This window comes from Pararcticibacter amylolyticus (assembly GCF_003130405.1).
Lineage (GTDB): Bacteria > Bacteroidota > Bacteroidia > Sphingobacteriales > Sphingobacteriaceae > Arcticibacter > Arcticibacter amylolyticus.
Genome location: NZ_QEAS01000012.1, coordinates 125053 through 149060, shown reverse-complemented (window position 1 = coordinate 149060; position 24008 = coordinate 125053). Strand labels below are relative to the sequence as shown.

The window sequence follows — 24008 nt, the reverse complement described above, 5'->3', positions numbered from 1 at the left end:
CTTTGTGTCTTTATACTGTAGCCTGGGAAATAAGGTTACGTTTTTTTTTATTTTTCGTGATCCCCGCTTCTGACCTGCATCGGAGTCCCTTCGCTTTCGATTCGCTGACGCCGGGCTGTGTCTTTGCTTTTTCTTCGCGTTTTGAGCTAAGGAAAAGCGAATCAAAAGCTAAGGAAAAGCGTTGCAATGAGAACGCAGGGCAGGCTCGGGGACGATTTCAGCGTCTAAAAAAGGCATCTCTTGAAATTTATTGCCGCTGTTTCTCTTTTAGAAGTTTGTGCAAACGTTTGTCCAGTGTAATTTTCTTTCAAGCGGATTTAAAATAGAATTTTTGCAACAGTAAGCAAGCGGCTTGCCTTAGTAAACAACTTAATATCATAGCAAGTAATGGATCGTAGAAACTTTATAATGCAAGGGAGCATTGCTGCCGCAGGACTGGCTCTTTTTCCTTCAGGGCTTTTGTTTGCAAAAGATAAAGGCAAAGTAAGATTGGGTTATATAGGCGTTGGATTAAGGGGAAGAAATCATATTGCAGAAGGACTGTTGCGGGATGATGTAGAAATAGCGGCCATATGCGACATTCAGGAATCTTCGTTGAAGTCCTGCCGCGAGCAGATTGCTAAGGCAAAAAAGGCGATGCCGAAGGAATATACTGGCGGGGTAGATGCTTATAAGCGTCTTTTGGAGCGCAAAGATATTGATGCCGTTATCATATCTACTCCATGGCAGTTCCACAGGGATCAGTCGGTTGATGCTATGAGGGCTGGTAAATATGTGGGATGTGAGGTTATTGCCGGACTAACTGTTCAGGATCACTGGGATATCGTGAATGTTTCAGAAGAAACAAAGGTACCTTATATGACGCTCGAAAACGTATGTTACCGCCGTGATGTTATGGCTGTTCTGAATATGGTACGACAGGGCTTGTTTGGAGAGCTGGTTCATGCCGAGGGAGGGTATGAGCATGACCTCAGGCCGGTTCTTTTTAACGATGGCAAGCAGCCTTATGGCGGAGGGGTAGAGTTTGGGCCAGTTTCACAAAGCGAAGCTCAATGGAGAACGCAGTTTAATATTGATCGTGACGGGGACCTTTACCCGACGCATGGAGCTGGGCCTATTTTGCACTATCTCGACATCAACAGGGGGAACCGCTTTACAAAGCTTGTTTCCTTCAGTTCGAAGGCCAGGGGACTTGCATCTTATGTTGAAGAACTTGCTCCGGGACATGAGAATGCTAAAATAAATTATAAGAACGGCGATGTTGTCACCACGCAGATAGGTTGTGCTAATGGAGAAAGCGTTCTGCTTACACATGATACTCACCTCCCGCGACCATATTCGCTCGGTTTCAGGGTGCAGGGTACAAAGGGGATCTGGATGGATGTGGCAAAGTCGGTTTACATTGAACACAAATCGAAAAACGAGGATGAGTGGGATCCTGCACAGGATTGGTTCGATAAGTATGATCATCCTTTATGGAAAAAATACCAGGATAACGCCCTGGGAGCAGGACATGGAGGGATGGATTGGTTTGTATTTAATGCCTTTATTGAGTCGGTAAAACGCAAGGTACAAACGCCTATCGATGTGTATGACTCGGTTACGATGAGCGTGATCGCTCCACTGTCGGCAAAATCAATTGCAGAAGAGCAGGTGCTCGAATTTCCAGACTTTACCCGCGGAAAATGGAAAGACCGTAAAAACACCTTTGCCCTTGCTGATTCAGAATATTGAGGGGAAACGAACAGGACAATTTAAAGCGGGAACAGTAAAATGGAACAATTAAGCTCAACAGAAATACAGTCGATCATCTCAAACTTTGACTTACATGGCCGGCCGGGGAGAATCTATCCAACGGGATCTGGCTTAATAAACGATACCTACAGGATTGAAAACCTTTCTTCCGGATATCCCGATTACTTACTTCAGAGGATTAATCACAGGATATTCAAGAATGTGCAAGCATTGATGGAAAATATTGCCGAGGTGACTTTTCATCTGAGAAAGAAGCTGAAAGACCGACAAGTGGAGGGCGTCGAGAATAAAGTTCTCACGCTGGTGCCTTCGAAGAATGGTCTTTACTATTGTAAGGATGAGTTTGGGAATTACTGGAGAATGTACCTCTTTATTCCGGACACCAGGAGTTATGATCTTGTAGAGACCGAACAACAGGCCTTTGAGGGGGGCAGGGCATTTGGGAGTTTTCAGTCGATGTTGTCGGACCTGGATGTTAGTCGTATATCAGACAGTATTCCTGATTTTCACAACATCGAAAAGCGCTTAAAAGACCTTGATCTGGCCCTTTTGTCTGACCCTGCCGGGAGGAAAAAGGAGGTAGAAGAAGAGATCCGCTTTATTGACCTTCGACGCGAAATCATGTGTAGTATCCTTGAACTGGGAAGAAAGGGGAGGCTGCCCCTCAGGATTATTCACAGTGATACCAAGTTTAACAACGTGCTGCTGGACAAGAATGATCATGTACAGTGCGTGATCGACCTGGATACGGTGATGCCGGGGTTTGTTGCGTACGATTTCGGAGATGCGATTCGAACGATTATTAACACCGCCGCTGAGGATGAAAAGGACGCGGCGAAGATTCAACTTAATATTCCTCTTTTCAGTGCCTACGCGTCTGGTTATTTCCTGGAGACAAAAGACTTCCTGACGGCTGAAGAAGTTCATTCTCTGATGAAGGGAGTAATACTGATGCCATACATGCAGGCTGTACGTTTTTTAACCGATTATGTACAGGGAGATATCTATTACAAGACCAGCTTTACCGGGCATAATCTTCAACGTACGAGAGCGCAGATAACCCTTGTTAAACGGCTGGAAGAGAATAGGGCTGATCTGGAGAAAATAATAACCGGAGAGGCTCTGAAGCAAAATCCTTCCTTATTGGTTAATGCGCAAACGGCCTGATCATCTTTCAATGTGTGTTCTCCACAAGTTGCGATTCGATGATGATCTTATAGTAAGCCTGCACTTCCTGGGGGCTGGATTTAGGCGAGTTTAACAAGTCAAGCAAAATATCTGTTGCTTTTTGGGCCTGGAGAGCCGGGAATTGCTCAACAGAAGCCAGAGGAATATTATCCATATAGTTTATTAAGGGAAGATTAGCATAGCTGACGAAGTCGATCTTGTCAGGGTGGTTCCTCATGCAATGCCGGATCGCGAAGAGTGACACATAATCATTAAAGGAAACGATGGCTGTCGGCTTTCGTTTATTGCTTAAAAGCTTATTTACCGCTGCTACGGTGCCTTCTTCAGTAAGGTCGCAATTTGCAATGAGTGAAGGATCGTATTTAAGCCTGTTTTTAACCAGGGCTTTGATATAACCCTCCTGTCTTTCTCCGCTGGCAAAGAGTGTCTTCGGCCCGTTTATCAAACCAATAACACGGTGCCCTTTTTTTAGAAGATATGTTACAGCTTCAATGGTGCCGGTTTCCATATTGCAGGCTACATAATGAATATTCGGAATCGGCGGGATCCTGTCGAAGAAAACCACGGGTATATTCAATCTCTTCAGCATCTCGAAATGCTCAAAAGAAGATGTGCTTTTTGCTATTGAAACAAGTAGGCCATCTACGCGGTGATTTTTCATCTTTTCTACCAGTTGCTTCTCTTTTTGCTCGCTGTCATGCGATTGAGCAAGCAGCACCGTATAGTTCTTTTTGTAAGCCGTATCTTCTATTGCACTTATAGCTGAAGAAAAGAAGGCTTCCGATAGCTCTGGCAGGATCACTCCGATGGTGTACGTTTTTCCCTTTTGAAAGAAAATGGCTGTTTGATTGGGCTCGTACTTCAATTCAGATGCGAGCTTCTGGACTTTAGAGATAGTGCCTGATCCTATACTGGGATGATTGTGCAGGGCCCTGGAAACGGTAGACACCGAAATGTTAAGTAGCTGAGCAATTTCTTTAATAGTAGTGGGTTTTTCGGACATGCTTATAAGAAACGTTTTCTAAAGATAATGATTCCCGCGCTAAGTGAATGTTAGTAGCGGATTACAAAGCATGGTTTTGTGGATTTCTTCATATAACGTTCCTTTTATTGCTAAATGATTAATTCTTGGAAGGGTTTTTATATCTATTTTTAATTTAATAGTGGTTTTAATAAAAATGACCCATTCTGTGTGCCTAAAGGTTCGTCATTTTAGCTGATCCGGGTAAAGGGGCATCAGCGCAAACGTTTGTTCAGTGTAATTATCTCGTAAAGTTAATTTTAAATAGAACTTTACGTCGGAGGAAGCCCGAATTGTTTGGGAGAAATACCGATTTAACGAAATAATAACATACAATCAGGCTAATGCAAATTAAAACATGAAAGAAGCAAATGTTTTATTTCTCGAAGGGTCGGAAAGCTTATTATCTCCGGGTAAGTTTTCATCTGCGCTTGCTGCGCAGCAGGAGTATCAGATAAATGAAGATACATGGCCTATGCAGGATATTCTTCCTAAAGCTTCTTTTCGTATCGCTTATAACGACAGGAGTATCCTGATCAAATTCGTAGTAAAAGAAAGGGACATCAGATCGAAGCATGTCTATTATAACGACCCTGTATATAAAGACTCTTGTGTAGAATTCTTTATAGCCTTCGGTGATGACAAGGCGTATTATAATTTTGAGTTCAATTGTGCAGGAACTTTTCTGGCCGGGTACGGGGAGGGAAGGCAAAGAGAGTTACTGCCGTTTTCAGCCGGATCTCCTATAGAAACAGAGGTATGCTTTAAACAAGCTAAGGAATCTTTTCCTGACATCTTATGGGAACTTTCGGTAGTTATTCCTTTTGAAGTTTTCGTTAAGCACAACATCCGCTCGTTAAGAGGAAGATCATGCCGGGGCAATTTTTTTAAATGCGGTGATGATCTGCCGCATCCCCACTATCTTGCCTGGAGCAGGATCCAGGCTGATTCTCCTGATTTTCATTTACCGCAATTTTTCGGCCTGATAAATTTCAAGTAACCAATTAATCTTTACAAAATGCACACAAGTACTCCATTAACAATTAGTCCGACAGTAAGAAAAGGAATTCCGCCGATTGCCATTATTGGTGCTCTGTTCTTTATTTTCGGATTTATAACCTGGCTGAACTCGGTACTAATCCCATATTTGAGGATAGCCTGCGAACTGAATAATTTTGAATCATACCTCGTGGCATTTGCCTTTTATATTTCTTACCTGGTTATGGCAGTTCCTGCAGCTATCGTTCTGAAATCATCAGGCTTTAAAAAGGGGATGTCGATAGGGCTGATTATTATTGCTGCAGGGGCTTTGATATTTATTCCTGCAGCTATTACCCGCACCTATACACTTTTTCTCCTTGGGTTATTTGTACAGGGCTCGGGTTTAGCTTTGCTTCAGACAGCCTCCAATCCGTATATCACTATACTGGGACCAATAGAAAGCGCGGCCAGCCGGATTAGTATCATGGGCATCTGCAATAAGCTTGCCGGTGCAATTGCCCCTGTTGTCCTTGGAGCTATTGCTCTCAAAGATGCTGATAAGCTTAAAGTGAGGCTTGTCAGTATGAGCGTTTCTGAAAAATCAAGCCAACTGAATGAACTGGCCGGGAGGGTGATCACTCCGTATATCATTATTGTTGTTGTGCTGCTGATCCTTTCCCTCTGGATCTACAGATCGTCGCTGCCCGAAGTTGATACTGACCGGGAAGATGATGCCGTTGCTGCGGCAAACACAAGTAAGGTGTCGGTTTTTCAGTTTCCGCACCTTCTTCTTGGCGTACTTACCCTGTTCCTTTATGTAGGAGCAGAAGTACTTGCCGGAGACTCCATCATCAGCTATGGCTCGTCGCAGCACATCCCCCTATCGACCGCTAAGTTTTTCACTACCTGTACTTTAATGGCAATGATAGCGGGATACATCGTGGGTGTCATTAGTATACCGAAATATCTCAGCCAGGAAAAAGCGTTGAAGCTAAGTGCTATTCTGGGAATCATACTTTCAGTCGCAGCTGTGTCTACAAGCGGCTATACCTCTGTGTTGTGTATCGCGTTATTAGGACTTGCCAATTCTCTGATGTGGCCAGCCATATGGCCGCTTGCGCTGGCTGGTTTGGGAAGGTTTACAAAAGTAGGGTCGTCCCTTTTGATTATGGGAATCGCCGGCGGAGCTATTATTCCATTAATCTATGGTCGTTTGGCTGATAGTTTCAGTCCCCAGGAAGCCTATTGGATATTGGTGCCCTGCTATGCTTCTATTCTGTTCTACTCGACACTTGGTCATAAGATCAGGAGATAATATAAACGAATTATTGTCCACGCTAAATAAATAAATTATGAGGTTGAAACTTTTATCTAAATTAATGCCCGGCTTTTGCCTGATTTTACTTTTTAGTTTTCAAAGTGGTGCAGCGCATGCTGCAAGTACGTGGACGGTAAGATCAGAGGGCGAAAGGGCCGTTTCTGACATAACAGGAAGGGTCACTGATGCAAAAGGTGTAGCACTGCCGGGGGTGACGGTGATCGTTAAGGGAACGAAGACAGCAACCTCTACTGATATTAACGGTAAATACAAGATCCGGACTGATGAGAACTCAATCCTTGTTTTTACAATGATTGGATTTGGAAGTAAGGAGGTCATAGTTGGCCGGCAAAGCACTGTGAATGTGATTCTTCAGGAAAGCAGTCAGGCGATGGAGGAGGTAGTAGTTGTAGGGTACGGAACACAGAAGAAGAGGGATCTGACCGGCGCTATTTCCTCAGTGAAATCAGAAGACCTTGTCATGTCATCAAATCCGGACGTAGGGCATATGCTGAAAGGAAAGGTGGCGGGCCTGATGATCCGGGAAAACAGTGCCCAGCCGGGGGGAGGAATTGATATTCTCATCCGGGGAGCTGGTTCTGTTTTGGCCAGTAATGCTCCCCTTATTGTTGTGGATGGTTTTCCGATATCTGATCTTCAGCAACCCGATGCCGGTGGCAGATATCAGGCAGGAACCCAAAGTATATTAAATTCATTCAACCCTAATGATATCGCATCAATTGATGTGTTAAAAGATGCGAGTGCTACAGCAATATATGGATCCAGAGCTGCTAATGGTGTGATTTTGATTACAACAAAGAGGGGGCAGGCTGGTGCGCCTGTAGTTCAGTATTCGACAAGTTATTCTCACCAGAAGTACAATAATTCATTTGATGTTCTACCCTTAAACGAATGGATGCAAGTCCGCAATGAAGCGGCGTGGGAACAATGGAACTTTGATAATAATGTTTTCCCTTATGGATCAAGGACTCTTGCAGAAGCTCAGGCAGATCCTGTAAACGGACCTTTTCACACGTTGTATACGCAGAACGCAATAGACAATGTAGGAAGAGGTACTGACTGGTTTGCTCTTGTAACCCGGGACGGGAATACTCAGCAGCATAACTTATCTTTCACAGGGGGAAATGAATCAACCAAATATCTCCTTTCGGGAAATTTCTATGATCAGGATGGGATCATAAAGAATTCCGGATTCAAGAGGTACAGCATAAGAGCAAATGTGGATCAGAAGATAAATAGATTCATCAACTTTGGCCTCAATCTGACTGCAAGCAGGATAGATAATCTTAATAGCCAACTGGGCGGAGACCAGTATGAAAATTCGGGAATTATAAGGGCCGCGATACAGCAGGGTCCTCATATTAAAGCGATCGACGAGGATGGAAATTATCCCCTGAATCCTCAGCTGGCGCTTCAGCCAAATCCATATTCTCTACTCACAATTACCGATAAGGGGAGGATAGAACGGATGCTACTAAACTCATTCGTCGACGTAAACCCGGTGAAAGATCTTACTATCAGGCTCAAGGCGGGGGTTGACAGGGGCATTTCAAAACGATGGACATATCTGCCTACTACTACATTACATGGCGCTTTGGAGCATGGAAGAGCTACTATTGCTGATATAGACCGCGACGACTATTTGCTGGAGGCTACGGCAAATTATACAAAGACACTCGGTCCTCACAGAATAACCGCACTTGCCGGTGTTTCCGAGCAAAAGACAGGCAATTCCAATAGCAGCGAAGGAAACACAGGATTTATTACAGATGCTTTTTTATGGAATAATCTGAATTCGGGAAGCGGCACAAAAACAATGACTTCGTCAAGACAGGAGAATACTATTGCCTCTTACTTCGGCAGGCTTAATTATAATTACAAGGAAAGGTACCTGGCAACGTTCACCGTACGGGCCGACGGTGCAAGTGTATTTGCCCGTAACCATAAATGGGGAACTTTTCCATCGGCTGCTTTTGCATGGAACGTGGTTGAGGAGCCCTTTTTTAAAGACATGAAAAGTGTGTTGTCGCAGTTTAAGTTAAGAATAGGCTACGGGAAGACTGGAAATGCAGATATTGGGAGTAACGCTTTTGCGGCCTATACAGCATACCCTGCATGGCTTTCGGGTAACGATGTCATTAATATAGGGGTCTCATTAAACAGACTTGAAAATCCGGACTTGAAATGGGAAACAACTACTGAGACGAACCTCGGTCTGGACTATGAACTCTTTGGAGGGAAAGTGAATGGTTCGTTTGAACTTTATAAGAAGGTCATTTCAGATCTGCTCGCAACGAAACCTATCAATTCGTACCAGGAGGTTAATCAGATAATGGCCAATGTGGGGGAGACCCAAAGCAAAGGATTTGAGTTGACAGTTAATACAAACAACATGCAGCGTGGCAGTTTTCAGTGGAAAACCGTTTATACATTTGCGAAATTTAAAGATACCTGGAGAAAAAGGGCGGATGACTGGAAGCCGTCGGTTTATGAAAGCACGAATGACCCGATCCGGGCTTTATACACGAGGATGTCCGACGGAATTCTGCAGGTTGGAGAGAATCCACCAGTATCTCAGCCGGAACTTAAGCCGGGTATGATTAAGATAAAAGATATTAATGGCTTTCAGCGTGATGCAGATGGAAATCCGGTGGTTAATGAGAATGGAAGGTTTATCCGTACCGGGCAGCCAGACGGGCGTATTGACGATGCCGATACCCAATTGCTGGGCACTACAGATCCCTCTTTAATTATAGGGCTTACCAATATTTTCAACTACAAAAACTTCAGTTTGAATTTTGATTTCACAGGAATGTTCGGACGAAAGCTGGCAGATCCTAACTACACGACCTATGGTATTAGTGCAGCCGGTATTTATACAAATGGATACAATGCATTGGCTACGGTAAAGAACAGATGGACGCCGGAAAATCCTTCAAATACTCAACCCAGTTCATTCTATGGCTGGTCGCCTTATGGGATCGGCGACTTTTTCCTGGAAGATGCGTGGTTCATAAGGCTGCAGAACGTTTCACTTGGTTACAGGCTGCCCAGGAAGGCGCTGGGAAAGGTATTTTCAGAAGCCCGCTTTCACGTGGATGCACAGAATCTTTTTGTGATCACCCCTTACTCCGGTGTAGATCCTGAAACGGATTCGTATACTGCTGCATATCCTTATATAAGGACTTTTACCGCCGGCATTAATCTTACTTTTTAATTGACCTTTTAAAGACTACTGTAATGAATATCCGAAAATTACTATATTTCTGTCTTACTCTCAGCCTGGTTGCGGGAGGATGTACAAAAGACCTGGTCCCTGTTGATTATTCTGAAATTAATCCCAATATCTTTCCTAAAACGGAGTCGGACCTGCAGGCTATGGTTAACGCATGCTATCACCCTTTAAGAGGGGCCTGGTCCGACGGAATCCATTCAACTTCTGAGAGGGGCATCATGTATTTAAGTGATGCTACCACTGAAATCCTTCACGGAAAGTACGGAGACCAGAATCTGGCGTCGTTACTCAATTATCGCCCGACAGATGCAGGCTTTACCCATTATTACGACGACTTTTATAATAAAGTAAGCCGTATGACGATGACGATCAATCTGATTACAGAGTCGAAAGTGAGTGAGGAACTGAAGAAACGGGCGATTGCTGAAGTGCGGTGCGCAAGAGGCTTGCTTTGTTATGAACTCTATGATTTGTACGGCCCCATAGTAGTTGCTCCAATAGAAGTTTTGAAACAACCCCTGGTAGAAGAGCCATTGGCAAGACTGTCACATGACGAAATGGTAACGTTTATTGAGGATGACCTCACTGCCGCTGCAGCAGATCTTCCTCATCCCTCTGAAGCGGAATATGGAAGATTCAGCAAAGCACTTGCAAAGATGATACTGATCCGGCTGAATCTTCATGAGAAAAGATGGGAAAAAGTGGAAGCCTTATGTAATGATATCATTGCATACAATTACTTCTCGCTGGATAAGAGCTATGTAGATATGTGGAGCCTTGATGGCGCTCAAAAGAGTAAGGAAGTAATATGGGCAATACCCTGCGATTATTCAGGCACCAGTGAGAATCAGTGGCAGCTGATGGTTCTTCCTGCGAATTACCCGCAGAAGGGCGGCTGGGGAACCATCCAAAGTACGTGGTGGTTTTACGATACTTTTGAAAATGAAGACGTTCGTAAAACCATGCTAATTGCCTCTTATACCGGTACGGATGGTGTAGTTTACAACCGGAGTAATCCGGGGGATATAATGGACTGGGGGCCCATTCCCTTAAAAATGAATGCCGATGCAGCCAGGACCACAAGTTTATCGACGGTTGATATTATTATGTACCGCTATGCTGATGTGCTCTTGTCGAAAGCCGAAGCCGTGGCTAACAAAACGGGCAGCCCAAGTGCAGAAGTCATGGAACTGGTAAACATTGTAAGAAGGAGAGCAGGACTTCAGGACAAAAAGCTCGCTGACTTTTCAACCCTTTCTGCCTTTAATGATATGATCCTTACCGAAAGAAGCCATGAGTTCTGGTGCGAGAACGGGCAGTACCGGGCCGATTTGATCAGGCACGGAAAGTTTGTTTCGCGCGCGCAACTTGTAAAGAAATCAACCTATGCGGCAGAATATAAGCAGCTCTTCCCTTTTTCGCTCAAGACGATCAGTGAGGGAAAAGGTAAATTTATTCAGAATCCGGGTTATAATTAAACAATGGGCTATGCGTAGAAAGAGCGAAAAATTAATTTACCTGCTGCTGTTGCTGCCGGTCGGTTTAGTCTTCTTTTTTATGAGTTGTGGCAAGAAGAAGGCAGAAGGTGCGCCGGATACTTCGGCTGAAATAAACTATAGCCCGTCCTTAGATATCTTCCCCAACCCCGAAAGAGGATTTATACATACCTATATAGTAAAATCAGGAGGAACTCCATTAAGTTCCGCTCAGCTGGGTTTACTTAGAAAAGAGAATATATCGATGGTCCTGAGGGTATTTTATCTCGATAGTTTTAAAGACAAGCCGATAGACGAAGCCGGGCTTTCTTTGATTCAGGCAGATCTTCAGAAGATACGTGATGCTGGCCTTAAAGCCATTTTGCGTTTTGCCTATACCGATGAAATTACAGGTACAGATGCTCCCTATGATATCATAGAGCAGCATCTGAATCAGCTGAAGCCAATCTTTGAGCAGAATAAGGATGTGATCTCATTCGTTCAGGCTGGTTTTATAGGCGCTTGGGGAGAATGGCATAGCTCGAGCAATGGACTGGCCACTACCGACAATGAAAGAAAAGTGCTGTTTAAATTACTGGAAGTCCTTCCTTCTGAAATTATGGTACAGGTAAGGACTCCCGGACAGAAGCAGGCAATTTTCAACACAGCATCGCCGGTTGATCAGTCGATCGCTTATTCAGCAGATAAAAAAGCACGGGTAGGCCATCATAATGATTGTTTTATGTCGGGCGGATCGAATTACGGTACCTATTCAAATGTTACCGCCGAAAAGACATACATCAGTAACGATGCGCTATATATTCCTACAGGAGGAGAAACCTGTCCGCCTGAGGGAGGGTATGATCCGAGCTGTCCGGAAGGCCGCAACGAAATGAAACTGTTGAAGTGGACGTATCTGAACCTCGATTATTATCAGCCGACACTTAACGCGTGGAAGTCGTCCGGATGCTTTGATGAATTTCACCGTAACCTGGGATACCGGCTGGTTTTGCTAAAATCAAAGTTATTGGGACAGGCAGTAGCCGGACAGGACTACAGCGTAAGCATAAGTATGACTAATACCGGTTATGCGCCGTTGTATAATTATAAAGTAACCAGCCTTGTGCTGAAGAACACGGCGACTCAGAACGTTTATTCCTTTGAGTTGCCTGTTGATATACGACAATGCAAGCCATCAGGCACATTCAATATCGACCAGCCGGTGAAGCTTGCTGGTGTTTCTGCAGGAAATTATGATCTGTATTTGAAAATAGCCGATAAAGCCGACAACCTAAAAAACAGGGCAGAATACTGTGTGAGGCTGGCGAATACAGGGGTGTGGACTGAAGACGGGGGTATGAATAAATTAATGCAGCAGATTAAGGTTTCCGCACAATAGAATCGGAAAGCGAATACTAACTAGAAATTTTACTCCAATGAAAAGAAAAATAGTAATTATGCCATGCATTGCTCTGGCAATGCTCTGTATCTTTTCCTGTAAGAAAGATGAGAAGGGCAGTGGTTTAAAGGCCGTGTTCAGTTATGTTGCTGACGGCTTTGTTGTGAATTTCACAGATTTCTCTCAAAATGCGGGTGACTATAAATGGGATTTCGGTGATGGAAGCGAAGGTTCTACCAGGTCTAATCCAAGTCATATTTACAGTAAAAAGGGCGGATATATGGTCTCCCTCGAAATTACTAATAATGGCGAAACCAGTACCTTTAAAGATTCCGTTTATGTTTTAGGTCCTAACATTAAGATTGACGGCGACTTCAACGATTGGGAGCATGTAGAATACAGCTATACGAATGAAAACGGAGGAGGTACCCTTTTGAAGGTAAAGACATTTGCATCAACCACAGATGTTAACTTCTATCTGGAGGGAAATCAAAGTTTTAATCTGGCTGTTTTTGATCTTTACATCGATTCGGATAACAATCCGAATACGGGTTTAAAAACATGGTTGTATCCGGTTACAGCAGGTGCCGACTTCCTGTTTGAAGGAAATTTCAATCCTGCCAATCCTGCCGCATCTACAGGAAGCGTGTTCGCTCATAATGCGCCTGATAATGGCTGGGGATGGAATGAAGTTGCTTCATTTGCCAATGCCATGAAGTTTGCAAAAATGGGTACCTTGAACGGGAATAAAGTCATTGAATTTTCTGTTAAAAAGTCTGTTCTGGGATCGCCGAAGAAATACCTGAATTTTGCCCTTGTTGAAATGGATACTGGCTGGACAGAAATCGGTTCACTGCCTGCAAGTCAGAAAGCCACATCGGGATTCACTCGAGTTGAACTTTAATCCTTTCTTATGGAGTTTACGAGGACAACCCTAAAGGCTACCGGGTTTACTGCCGTCATAGTAAGTATACTTTTTACTTTGGCAGTAAAGGCGCAGGTAAAAAGTATTACATACCAGGAAAGCCCGGATGACTTTTCAAACCCTGAACGCGGGTTTTATTTACCAGCTGGAGAGGCCCCGGGAGAATTGTCGGGTGCTACCCTCTTAAAAATCCGTACTACACATTCAGTAAAGAGCAGAAATGCCGCTTACGCTGCCTGGGTTTCCCTGCTTTACCGCGATTATCTGCTTTCTGACTTTAAGAATTCAGCGATAAGCGATGAATATCTGGAGAAGATCGATCGTGATTTTGCGGCGGTAAGGGAGGCCGGAATGAAAGTCGTACTAAGATTTGCCTACACCAATAAAGCAAATACAGGGAACTGCGGGGATGAAAATAAGATCTGTCCGCCCTATGGTGACGCTCCAAAGCACATTGTCTTACAACATATTGCACAACTTAAACCCATACTCGTAAAAAATGCCGATGTGATCTCTGTCTTGCAGCAGGGATTTATCGGAATATGGGGCGAGAATCATTATACCGATTATTTTGGAACCAGTTCTGCAAATAAGGCAGGGGTGATACCCGACAGCAGCTGGCTGGACCGAAACGAGGTATTAAAGGCACTGCTTGACGCTTTGCCGAAGGACCGGATGGTGCAGGTAAGGACCCCTCAGTTTAAGCAGCGGTATGTATATGGACCAAAGGCTCCTGTGACATCAGCGCCTCTAACAGCGGGGGAGGCTTTCAAACTCACAGATAAAGCGAGGATCGCCCTGCACAATGACTGTTTTCTGGCGAGCAGTGACGACTACGGAACCTTCTATGATCAAGGCAATTCTTCTTCTCCCAGCGGTCCCGCTAATGCGGTTCTGAGACGCTTCTTTGAAGCTGACAGTCGCTATGTGGCTGTTGGAGGAGAAACCTGTGACGACGCTTTCAGCCCGGAAAACGACTGCGCGCCCCTTGGACATGCAGAACAGGAAATGGCAGCCATGCACTATAGCTTTCTTAATACGGCCTATAACAACCAGGTAAATAACGACTGGGAGGCCAATGGCTGTATGATGAATATAAAGAGAAGGCTCGGTTACCGTTTCGTTCTGAACAGGGCCTTGTTACCTGAAAAGGTGAAAGCGGGCGGTGATTTCAATATCAAGCTTTATCTGAAGAACGCTGGTTTCGCTTCTCCATATAATCCCCGTCCTCTTGAGCTGATATTAAGGTCTGTAAAGTCAGGCAAAATATATTCTTTCACCTTACTTAAGTCTGTTCGGAAATGGTATCCCGGACAGGTAGAATTAAATGGCCGGATAGATCTGCCGGGAAATCTTTTGAGAGGGGATTATCAGGTATTGCTTAATTTACCAGATGGATATGTTTCGCTGGCGGGAAGACCGGAGTACAGTATCAGACTTGCAAATAAAGATGTCTGGGAGGAAAAGACGGGCTTTAATCGGTTGAATCATGTTGTTCATGTATATTAACACTTAACAAATTAAATGGTCTTACAATCAGGCGAGGAAAAGACTATGCGGGTCCTTTCAATAGATGTTATGAGAGGAATTATCATGCTGTTACTGGCAGGAGAGTCCTGTTTATTATACTTCTCTTTAAGTGAACTGCGTCTCCCCGGATTTCTGCATGAATTAATGCAGCAGTTTTTTCATCATCCATGGCACGGACTGCGGTTCTGGGACTTGGTTCAGCCGGCTTTTATGTTAATCGCGGGTACTGCGATGTTTTATTCGTTGAAGTCGAAGAAAATGAGAGGAGTGAGCTGGGGCCGGAATTTTAAGCATATACTGATCCGCTCTCTGAAGCTTTTTTTGTTTGGTACTGCCCTTCATTGCGTATACGCAGGTAAGATGGTATGGGAACTTTGGAATGTTCTGACGCAGTTATCTATTACTACCATTATTGCTTATTTAATCATTGAACGGTCTGTTCAGTTTCAGCTGGCTATATCCGTTATCCTTCTGATCCTGACTGAAGTTCTATACCGGACAGTCCTTATGCCGGGCTTTGAACATCCCTTTGAGGAGTTTCACAATTTCGGTGCCTGGTTTGATACCATCCTTATGGGAAAGATCAATCCGGACGGGTGGGTTACCATTAATTTTGTGCCCACCGCCGCCCACACTATCTGGGGTGTGGTCGCAGGAAGGGTACTAACTGCGTCTTCCTCATCCGGAAAAAAGGTGTTAAAGCTCGTAACTTTCGGTGTTATTCTTTTATTGTGTGGATTTGCCCTTGATCTTTCTCAAGTTACTCCTATTATTAAGCGTATCAGTACCAGTTCTTTTGTTTTAGCTTCCGGTGGCTGGGTGTTACTCATCCTGGCCTTTGTTTACTGGTTAACAGATGTAAAGGGTCTTAGCCGATGCTCCTGGATCTTTGTTTCAATCGGGATGAATGCCATTTTCATTTATCTGTTTTTCGAGACGGTTGGACATGAATGGCTCCTTCCTGTTGTAGGAATCTTTACAAGAGGGGTCGCGGAACTACTATCGCTAAGCGCTCCGGTTACAGCCGTTTTTACTTCACTTCTTACATTAGCTATTGAGTGGTATATCTGCTATTGGCTTTATTCTAAAAAGGTCTTTATTAAGCTCTGATTTATGTTTCGAAACCGGTTATTCCAAATTCAATTTATCATATTACTGCTTTTTGCACTTCCTGAAGAGCAGATTCAGGCACAGGTAATATATCCAGGAAAGTCGCCGGGGGAAGCAGCCGCTGAAACTTCTACTCAAAACCCGACGCTCGTGCTGTCTCTGAAAAACGAGATCATGGAAGCCCGGTGGGCTTTAAAAGATCACTCATTGTTCCCATTACGGTTTGAGGGTGAGGAAGAAATAGTGTCTCTGGACAAGATGCCCTTGTTTGGATTAACCCTTGCTGCAGGAGGAGAATTGGGAAGCCCGTCTTTTAAGACGGAAGGAATGCCTTTAATCAGCGACACTATAGACACGCGCACCAATAGAAAAGGAAAACGCATAGAGGTATATCTCGCTAATTCCCGATATGGAATCAGTGTCACCTGGTCTGCATGTCTTTTTGATGGATCTGATTACATCACTCAGATTTTTAAAATAAACTCAATTAACCCTGTTAAGGTAAGTAAGGTCACCCTGCTCAATCTGCCAGCACATGCAGGAATAAAATCCAGTAGTAAGGTCGACGGTTCACCTTTGGTAAACGAAAGAATGTTTTTTGCTATAGAGCACCCTATGAGTAAGAATGAGAGGAAGGGGGATATAGTATTGTCTTATTTGCCGCGGTTTGAATCAATAACGAAAGCTCCGCTTGTAGTAAGTACTGTATGGGGAGTTAGTCCGGCCGGACAGCTAAGAAGAAGCTTTTTATATTATCTTGAAAAAGAAAGGGCAGCCCCTTACAAGCAATTTTTACATTATAATTCGTGGTATGATCTGTCGTGGGTAGACCGGAAGCTTGATGAAAAGCTCTGCCTGGATCGAATTCAGACTTTTGCCGATAGCTTGATCGTTAAGCGAAATGTTGGTGTCAGAGCCTTTCTGTTTGATGATGGCTGGGATGATAACCAGAGCCTCTGGCAATTCAATAAGGGTTTTCCGGAAGGGTTTACCCCCCTCAGTAAATTAGCACGAAGATATAACTCCGATATAGGAGTCTGGATGTCGCCCTGGGGAGGATATGATGAACCGAAGTTGCAGCGCCTGAAGTTTGGCAAGTCGCAGGAGCCTCCTTTTGAAACAAATGAAAATGGGTTTACGTTAACAGGCGAAAATTATTATAGGCGTTTCAAGTCTGTAATATCCCGTTTTGTCACGGAGTATCAGGTAAATATCATCAAATTTGATGGGGTAGGGGCCGGAAACGGAGCAGATGGTGCCAGTATAACTTACCAGAAGGATATTGAAGCCTTTGTGAAGCTTATAAATGAATTAAGGGCCATTAATCCGGACCTTTATTTCAGTCTGACAGTAGGTACCTGGCCATCGCCATACTGGTTAAAATACGGAGATGCCATATGGCGGGCGGGAGATGATACGGGAATGGAAGGACAAGGATCGAACCGCCAGAAGTGGATTAATTACCGCGATGCTCAGGCTTATAAGAACATCGTCCTTCGCGCTCCATTGTATCCTTTAAATTCGTTGATGTATCACGGGATATGTATAGCCGACAATGGAGTACCGGGGAAATTAGATATGGATGATCAATCGATATCCGATGAAATATGGTCTTTTTTCGGAACAGGGACCAGCTTACAGGAAATGTATATTAACCCTCATAAGTTGAACAGCAAAAGCTGGGATGAGCTTGCCAAAGCATCCTCCTGGGCTAGTCGCCATTCCGATGTCCTCGCTGATGTGCACTGGGTAGGAGGAGATCCGGCTAAGGAGGAGGTCTATGGATTTGCCGCGTGGGGAAGGAACAAGGCAGTACTTACACTGCGAAATCCTTCTGAAAAGACTCAGTCTTTTAAAGTGGATGTTGACAAGATCTTTGAATTGCCCTCTGCGTATAAATCTGCTTATTCTTTTTATGATGCAAAGATATCGGAAGCAGGTGATAGTAAGAAGCCGGTGAAAACCGGAAAGTTGTTCAATGTTCTTTTAGCCCCCTTTGAAGTAAAAGTATTTAATGCCTATCCTCAAAAATAGCCAAGTAGTAAAAGTAGCGCTGGAAGTCGGTCGTTATTTCCTGGGAGGTAAATGGCAAGACCTCTACCGTGATGTGCTTTCCGAGGCCGAAAGGGCAAAAAGACAAGCGGGTTTTGCTCGTTTGAAGGTTTATCTGATGGGAAGAACCCAGGAATTTTTGATCGAAAAGATGTAAGGGTTACTGGAGACTTATAGTGAAGCGTATCATAAGTTACTACCCACTTTACTAACTCAAAAATGCGGTATGGCACCGCAGGGCAATTCATCGTCGGCCAACTGGAAAAGGATTGAAATGGTGTTAATTGTCGCACTCATTATCTGCGAAATGTCTGCGATAGAGTTCCGCGTTTCACTTTTAATAGGAGCACCATTTTGCTCAAATGGCGCAACCATTATTATTCTTCGAGAGGACATCGATGAAGTCGCCTAAACCTTTCTAAGCATTTACTCCAATACCTATTATACAACTCCTCAAAAGCATCCATTTCACCATCGCTTCTTTTAAGCTGAGCAAGAATATCTTCATCAGAAAGTGTATTGAAGCTTTTCATAAGCTTTGGTTATTTAGATCCGCAGCATAGTTAGCTTCTTCGTGGAGACAATGTTCCCGGAAATTATATTCCAATAATGTGCAGAACTTTTAACTTATACAAATTAAAGATTTGAACGACTAGGGCGGCTGCTTGTACTTTTCGAGCCGCTAACTAATTTATTAAAAAATCAAGGATTAACCATTTGGATAGAAGACTCATCCCTATAGCGCAATTGAACCTGTTGACAAAGTTGAACCTCTTCTGGTTATTCAAACCGCAGACTATCCGTCGGCTTACCTACGGCTGTCCTGAAAGTCTGCCCGGCTATTGTAATAATCGCGAGAAACGCCAGGCCGGTTCCGGCCAGCAGGAAAACCGGCCAGTTTAAATTGATCCTGTAAGCGTAATCCATTAGCCATTTATACATAACAAAGTACGATAAGGGGATTGCAATGCAATTGGCGATAACCACTATCCATGAAAATTCACGAAAAAACAGTCCTATAACATCAGAAGGCGAGGCACCCAATACTTTGCGGATGCCCACCTCTTTAGTTCTCCGGGTTATACTCAAAGACACAAGTCCGGTAATGCCAAGAAGTACAATTATTACGGCAAGAATGGTAGCGACGCGTGACGCCTTTTCCAGTCTAATCTCAGTTTGATAAAGATCTTTGAGCTTGTCGTCAAGAAAATAATAGTCGAAGGCGCTTCCCGGCAACAACTCTCCCCACTTTTTTTCTAATGACACGACGGCCCTGGTAAGATTCCAGGGTTTAACCCTTACCGTAAGATAGCGGAAGCTTATAGAACCTTTAATATTAAAAAATATTAAAGGTTCTATAGCTTGATGCATAGAGCTGAAGTGAAAATCCTTGACCACTCCTGCCACTTTATAACCTTGATCATTTCCGATCATGCGGATCACCTTCCCAACGACCGAGCCTTCTTTGTCCCATCCCATAACTCTGGCCGTGCTCTCATTGATCACCACACTCAAAGGATCGACTCCTTCCCCACCTGATCCGAAATATTCGCCCTCTCTCATGGTCATCCCATATGTTTTGGCATATTCATCATCAGTTGATAACATTTTGAGGCTTACTGCCTGACTCGGATCACGACCGTTGCTATAGAAGCTCCCGCTTCCACCACTATTCCCATTCGGAATATCATAAGAGACAGAAGCTTCGCTGACCTGGGGCAATGTCGCTATTTCTCTTCTTATCGTCTCCATGTGCCTGACTCCCGCATCCGACCAGTCCCTGGGAGTAGCAATCGTAATAAGCCCATCCTTATTGTAACCCAGATTTCCGCTTAAAAAATATTTTACCTGGCTGGAGACAACAATTGCTCCGGTAAAGACAAATAAGGCGATGACAAATTGAAATGTTATGAGGATACGCCGAAAGAGAATATTCTCCTTTATAGATTTAAGCTTTCCCTTTAATGAATCAACCGTATTCAGACGTGATAATAGCAAAGCCGGATATGCACCTGCAAGTAATCCTGTTATTATTCCTGCCGACAAGAGGGCACAGTAAACATACCATGGATACTCAAGCAGCCGCGGCATTGCCTTTCCGAAAAGATCGAAATACACCGGCCTGAAAAGGACATAACAGCATAGCGAAATCAGAAACGCCATAAAGACCAGCAACAGCGATTCGAACAGAAACTGAAACGTAAGCTGTTTTTTTAGCCCCCCAATAGCCTTACGTACCCCGATTTCCTTTAGCCTGGACGCAGAGCTTCCTATACTAATATTTACAAAATTGACTAATGCCATGAAGATGATAAACAGAGCAATAGAGCCGAGCATATAAATCATCTTTCTGCCTACTCCGTTGTTTGCCGTTAAATAATAGGTCTTAAGCGGATTGAGTCTAGCCTTTAAGTTCGCGCTTACCTCAGACGGTGCATCGGCTTTCAAAATACGATCAATAGCTCGATTTACGGCATCAGGGCTTACTCCTTCTCTTAATTCAATATAGGTGGGAATATAGATATTAGCCCAGTCTTCCATATTTCTTCCAAAATATTGAAGAGAGCCGGGGGGTAAAAACACCTGGTTTGCTGGCTTTACCAAACCGGATACCGAATTTTGGGGAACCGACCTGAGAACTCCGGTTATGACAAATGGTTTCCTTTGTCCGGAGAAGTTATCAATCTCAAGCGTTTGCCCAACAACATTTTTCTTTCCGAAATACTTAACTGCAATTTCCTCTGTAATAACAACTGCATCAGGAGAGGTCAAAGCATGTTGGCGGTCGCCATATAACAATGGGAATCCAAACATGGAAAGAATGGTTGAATCGCCTGGTTGAACAGCTTCACGAAAGTGCCTGTTGCCTTTAGAGATGGTCGTTGTGAGTCCGTCAAACCGGTAAAAGTTTTCGATAAGATGAGGACACTGCTCTTTTAGAACCTTTCCGAGAGGCGCTACAGAAGTCATCTCTGGCCCCATTCCGGTCTCTTTCCAATGACTCTCAAGCAGATATTGACGATCGATATTCTTGAGGGAACTGTTGACACGCACTTCTTCCCATATATAAGCACTTATGATCAAAACAAAAGAAATACCAGCCGCCAGCCCGATAATCGTAACGGCAGTATAAAATTTCCTCCTGACGAGGTTTCTCCACGCAACCTTAAAATAATTCTGCAGCATAGCAATTACTAACTGGAAGGCAAAGAAGCATGAAGCATGCCTGAATTGCAATTATTCTGACTATCAGTCAATTATTATATAATGCATTCCTTAGTATGTTCGATATCGTGCATTTACTGCGCGAAGACAAACGCCTGCATGCCCACGTTTATATTAAAAAACATTACAGGAAGACCTCTTTTGAACTAAAACTTCCAATCAGATAAAGGCGAATTCAAAAACGAATCCAGGAGTCACCTAAAATGGAGAATGACTCGTCCTTAATCTATACACTTTTAATTGATAGTTCTTGATCAATTATACATCTGGTGATGATAGTACTGAAATAACTATACATAGGATTTTATAGTACTGAAATAGCTTTACAGAAAGCTGGCAGGCTTCTTATTTCGTTAAGTTGATTGGAATCAATCAGCCGAAGAGAAGAATAGACGCCTGATAAAGCACCTGACTAAATACATTTCACTTTATTCTTAAAAAAATATGGAATAACTAAATTTACCCTGATCCCCGACCTTTTTTTGCTTGATCCGCAACTTCGAACCGCTACACTTAGTGAAGTTTTCAAAATTATCTTTCTGATTAACAGTGAATTATCTTCAAAAAAAACGGGACAAACGATCAAAATTTGATGTTGTCCCGTTGGGTGCACCCGAAGGGATTCGAACCCCTATCATCAGAACCGGAATCTGACATTCTATCCATTGAACTACGGGTGCGTAGTGCCGGTTATTGGCGGCACAAATATATATATTCCCGCCTTATGCGGCAAGGAACTTAAACATTAAATCTGAAGTGCATGATATCACCGTCTTCTACTATGTAGGTTTTGCCCTCTACGCTTAATTTTCCTGCTTCTTTACAGGCTGCTTCCGAACCGTACGTAATAAAATCAGCATATTTGATCACTTCAGCCCTGATAAAACCTTTTTCAAAATCGCTGTGGATAACACCGGCAGCCTGGGGGGCTGTGAAGCCTTTTGTAATAGTCCAGGCGCGTACTTCCTGAACGCCGGCTGTAAAATAGGTTGCGAGGTTCAGAAGGTGATATGCAGCCCGGATCAGCCGGCTGACTCCCGATTCTTCAAGCCCCAGGTCATTCAGGAACATCTGGCGCTCTTCATAGCTTTCAAGCTCTGCGATCTCCGATTCTATTTTTGCTGAGATGATCAGAACTTCAGCGTTTTCCTCTTTTACGGCCTCTCTTACCTGTTCAACATACGCATTGCCCGAAGTAACAGATCCTTCATCCACGTTACAAACATACATAACTGGTTTTTCCGTGAGCAGGAACAAATCAGCAATATATTCTTTATCCTCTTCTGAGATAGGTGCGGTGCGGACAGATTTGCCGGATTCGAGATGTGTTTTTACGATGGAGCATACTTCATAAGCCTTTTTTGCTTCCTTGTCTCCGCCGGTTTTAGCCATTTTCTCAACCTTCTGAATCTTTTTCGAAACAGTTTCGAGGTCTTTCAACTGCAGCTCGGTATCAATGATTTCCTTGTCCCGGATCGGGTCTACTGAACCGTCCACATGAACTACATTTCCGTCGTCGAAACAGCGCAGAACGTGAATAATAGCGTTGGTGGCACGGATATTTCCCAAAAACTGATTGCCAAGGCCTTCTCCTTTGCTCGCACCTTTAACGAGCCCGGCAATATCCACGATTTCAATCGTATTGGGAACGATCCGGTTAGGTTTAACCAATTCCGCGAGCTTGGTTAAGCGCTCGTCGGGTACGGTGATAACCCCGACATTCGGTTCTATCGTGCAAAACGGAAAGTTTGCAGCCTGAGCTTTCGCATTAGATAAACAATTAAAGAGAGTTGATTTTCCAACGTTGGGTAAACCAACGATTCCGCATTGTAAAGCCATGTATATTTTGTAGTTATGAGATTTGTATTTATAGCAATGAGATTAGAATGATGAAGAATGGGCGAAACGGTAGCCGATCAGCTTATAGACCAGTTTGGCCAGTGTATATTCAGAAAGAATGCTGCCCTCCAGAGGAGCACATTCCACCACATCGAAACCTACCACGTTTCTTTCCCGGCACACTGCTTTGAGAAGCTCCGTTGTTTCCGTCCAAAACAGGCCATTGGGTTCTGCGGTTCCAACGGCGGGAATAACAGAAGGGTCAAAGCCATCGGCATCTATCGTTATGTAAACGTTGTTTCCCATCGGGGCGATCAGTTCCTCTATCCACAATGGATTTTTTCTGATTTGATGGGCGTAGAACGTGTGGATGGTATCCGACTTCTTTATTAGTTCAGCTTCTTCTTTCGCCTGCGCCCTTATTCCGGCCTGGCAGATCGTGACTCCCAGTTCATGAACCCGGGCCATTACACAGGCATGCGAGTAAGGATTGTCATGGTAGCTATCTCTGAGATCAGAATGTGCATCGATCTGAAGGATCGTCAGATCCCGGTATTTTTTCGTAAATGCCTTCACAATCCCCAACGTGACAGTATGCTCAGCTCCAAGAGAAACGACAAACTTGTTGTCTTTCAAGAGGCTTCCTGTTTCATGCTCAATATAATTTATGGCATCCTCATTCACTTTTTCTGTGAAATCGAGCGGAGGAAGGGTGCATATACCAGTTTTGTCAACTATCTCGGTATCCAGTTCCTCATCATAACACTCCACATATTCGGAAGCCCTTATAATTGCTTCCGGCCCTTTTGCCGAGCCGCTAAGGTATGACGAGGTGTGCTCATACGGAAGTTGTTGAATGACTACCTTGCTGCTTTCATAAGCATACAACGATTCATCCTGCAATCCCAGAAATAGAGTAGTTGCTAAAGCCTTC

The 24008-nt window shown here is 43.9% G+C and carries 17 protein-coding genes and 1 tRNA gene; 13 read left to right on the top strand and 5 right to left on the bottom strand.

All coding sequences use genetic code 11. The features are described from left to right. From DDR33_RS26700 to DDR33_RS15410, 3 genes are all read left to right on the top strand, one after another. Positions 1–326 (top strand): hypothetical protein (locus tag DDR33_RS26700; RefSeq protein WP_238387821.1); only part of this gene is annotated, 326 nt, incomplete at its 5' end. A gap of 61 nt (positions 327–387) precedes the next feature. Next, positions 388–1734: a Gfo/Idh/MocA family protein gene (locus DDR33_RS15415; RefSeq protein ID WP_109416698.1), complete on the top strand. Its 1347-nt coding sequence runs from the start codon at positions 388–390 to the stop codon at positions 1732–1734. A gap of 39 nt (positions 1735–1773) precedes the next feature. Then, on the top strand, positions 1774–2922 hold the full coding sequence (locus DDR33_RS15410) for a phosphotransferase enzyme family protein (RefSeq protein WP_109416697.1): 1149 nt from the start codon (positions 1774–1776) through the stop codon (positions 2920–2922). A gap of 7 nt (positions 2923–2929) precedes the next feature. Here the strand turns inward: DDR33_RS15410 and DDR33_RS15405 are convergent, their stop codons facing one another. Beyond that, a complete protein-coding gene (locus tag DDR33_RS15405) occupies positions 2930–3946 on the bottom strand; it encodes a LacI family DNA-binding transcriptional regulator (RefSeq protein WP_109416696.1) in 1017 nt (338 codons plus the stop codon). A gap of 376 nt (positions 3947–4322) precedes the next feature. On the opposite strand from DDR33_RS15405, the gene DDR33_RS15400 reads away from it, so the two are divergent. From DDR33_RS15400 to DDR33_RS15355, 10 genes are read left to right on the top strand one after another with little or no spacing between them, the layout of a single operon-like run. Further along, positions 4323–4964 carry a carbohydrate-binding family 9-like protein gene (locus DDR33_RS15400; protein WP_109416695.1) on the top strand — a complete coding sequence of 214 codons (642 nt, stop codon included), beginning with the start codon at positions 4323–4325 and terminating at the stop codon, positions 4962–4964. Between the two features lie 18 nt (positions 4965–4982). Next, positions 4983–6260, top strand: coding sequence for a sugar MFS transporter (locus DDR33_RS15395; protein WP_109416694.1), 1278 nt, complete (start codon positions 4983–4985; stop codon positions 6258–6260). Positions 6261–6297: 37 nt separating this feature from the next. Beyond that, complete coding sequence (locus DDR33_RS15390) at positions 6298–9501, top strand: SusC/RagA family TonB-linked outer membrane protein (protein ID WP_109416693.1); 3204 nt, start codon at positions 6298–6300, stop codon at positions 9499–9501. 23 nt (positions 9502–9524) lie between these two features. Further along, complete coding sequence (locus DDR33_RS15385; protein ID WP_109416692.1) at positions 9525–10997, top strand: RagB/SusD family nutrient uptake outer membrane protein; 1473 nt, start codon at positions 9525–9527, stop codon at positions 10995–10997. Positions 10998–11007: 10 nt separating this feature from the next. Next, complete coding sequence (locus DDR33_RS15380) at positions 11008–12393, top strand: DUF4832 domain-containing protein (RefSeq protein ID WP_158280764.1); 1386 nt, start codon at positions 11008–11010, stop codon at positions 12391–12393. Between the two features lie 37 nt (positions 12394–12430). After that, positions 12431–13297, top strand: a complete 867-nt coding sequence (locus DDR33_RS15375) for a PKD domain-containing protein (protein WP_109416690.1) — start codon at positions 12431–12433, stop codon at positions 13295–13297. Positions 13298–13306: 9 nt separating this feature from the next. Further along, positions 13307–14827 carry a DUF4832 domain-containing protein gene (locus DDR33_RS15370; RefSeq protein ID WP_109416689.1) on the top strand — a complete coding sequence of 507 codons (1521 nt, stop codon included), beginning with the start codon at positions 13307–13309 and terminating at the stop codon, positions 14825–14827. A 15-nt stretch (positions 14828–14842) separates the two neighbouring features. After that, positions 14843–15958: an acyltransferase family protein gene (locus tag DDR33_RS15365; RefSeq protein WP_109416688.1), complete on the top strand. Its 1116-nt coding sequence runs from the start codon at positions 14843–14845 to the stop codon at positions 15956–15958. Between the two features lie 3 nt (positions 15959–15961). Beyond that, positions 15962–17992 (top strand): alpha-amylase family protein, encoded by a 2031-nt coding sequence (locus DDR33_RS15360; protein WP_109416687.1) that lies wholly within the window; start codon positions 15962–15964, stop codon positions 17990–17992. Continuing rightward, on the top strand, positions 17973–18167 hold the full coding sequence (locus DDR33_RS15355; protein WP_109416686.1) for a hypothetical protein: 195 nt from the start codon (positions 17973–17975) through the stop codon (positions 18165–18167). The genes DDR33_RS15360 and DDR33_RS15355 overlap by 20 nt, the downstream gene beginning before the upstream one ends. Before the next feature lie 623 nt (positions 18168–18790). Here the strand turns inward: DDR33_RS15355 and DDR33_RS15345 are convergent. From DDR33_RS15345 to speB, 4 genes are all read right to left on the bottom strand, one after another. Further along, the gene (locus DDR33_RS15345; protein WP_109416684.1) at positions 18791–21196 is read right to left on the bottom strand and encodes an ABC transporter permease; all 2406 of its coding nucleotides are present in this window, start codon (positions 21194–21196) and stop codon (positions 18791–18793) included. A 647-nt stretch (positions 21197–21843) separates the two neighbouring features. Beyond that, a tRNA-Arg gene (locus tag DDR33_RS15340) sits at positions 21844–21915 on the bottom strand. A 58-nt stretch (positions 21916–21973) separates the two neighbouring features. Further along, complete coding sequence (gene ychF, locus DDR33_RS15335) at positions 21974–23074, bottom strand: redox-regulated ATPase YchF (protein ID WP_109416683.1); 1101 nt, start codon at positions 23072–23074, stop codon at positions 21974–21976. Positions 23075–23116: 42 nt separating this feature from the next. Continuing rightward, on the bottom strand, positions 23117–24008 hold an 892-nt coding region (gene speB, locus DDR33_RS15330), incomplete at its 5' end, for an agmatinase (RefSeq protein WP_158280763.1).

Bases quoted from the DNA above. Each gene is read 5' to 3' on its own strand.
- DDR33_RS15400 (WP_109416695.1), top strand. From the start codon at position 4,323: ATGAAAGAAGCAAATGTTTTATTTCTCGAAGGGTCGGAAAGCTTATTA.
- DDR33_RS15360 (WP_109416687.1), top strand. From the start codon at position 15,962: ATGTTTCGAAACCGGTTATTCCAAATTCAATTTATCATATTACTGCTT.
- DDR33_RS15405 (WP_109416696.1), bottom strand. From the start codon at position 3,946: ATGTCCGAAAAACCCACTACTATTAAAGAAATTGCTCAGCTACTTAAC.
- DDR33_RS15410 (WP_109416697.1), top strand. From the start codon at position 1,774: ATGGAACAATTAAGCTCAACAGAAATACAGTCGATCATCTCAAACTTT.
- DDR33_RS15395 (WP_109416694.1), top strand. From the start codon at position 4,983: ATGCACACAAGTACTCCATTAACAATTAGTCCGACAGTAAGAAAAGGA.
- DDR33_RS15355 (WP_109416686.1), top strand. From the start codon at position 17,973: ATGCCTATCCTCAAAAATAGCCAAGTAGTAAAAGTAGCGCTGGAAGTC.
- DDR33_RS15345 (WP_109416684.1), bottom strand. From the start codon at position 21,196: ATGCTGCAGAATTATTTTAAGGTTGCGTGGAGAAACCTCGTCAGGAGG.
- DDR33_RS15375 (WP_109416690.1), top strand. From the start codon at position 12,431: ATGAAAAGAAAAATAGTAATTATGCCATGCATTGCTCTGGCAATGCTC.
- DDR33_RS15385 (WP_109416692.1), top strand. From the start codon at position 9,525: ATGAATATCCGAAAATTACTATATTTCTGTCTTACTCTCAGCCTGGTT.
- DDR33_RS15365 (WP_109416688.1), top strand. From the start codon at position 14,843: ATGGTCTTACAATCAGGCGAGGAAAAGACTATGCGGGTCCTTTCAATA.
- DDR33_RS15390 (WP_109416693.1), top strand. From the start codon at position 6,298: ATGAGGTTGAAACTTTTATCTAAATTAATGCCCGGCTTTTGCCTGATT.
- DDR33_RS15415 (WP_109416698.1), top strand. From the start codon at position 388: ATGGATCGTAGAAACTTTATAATGCAAGGGAGCATTGCTGCCGCAGGA.
- DDR33_RS15370 (WP_109416689.1), top strand. From the start codon at position 13,307: ATGGAGTTTACGAGGACAACCCTAAAGGCTACCGGGTTTACTGCCGTC.
- ychF (WP_109416683.1), bottom strand. From the start codon at position 23,074: ATGGCTTTACAATGCGGAATCGTTGGTTTACCCAACGTTGGAAAATCA.
- DDR33_RS15380 (WP_158280764.1), top strand. From the start codon at position 11,008: ATGCGTAGAAAGAGCGAAAAATTAATTTACCTGCTGCTGTTGCTGCCG.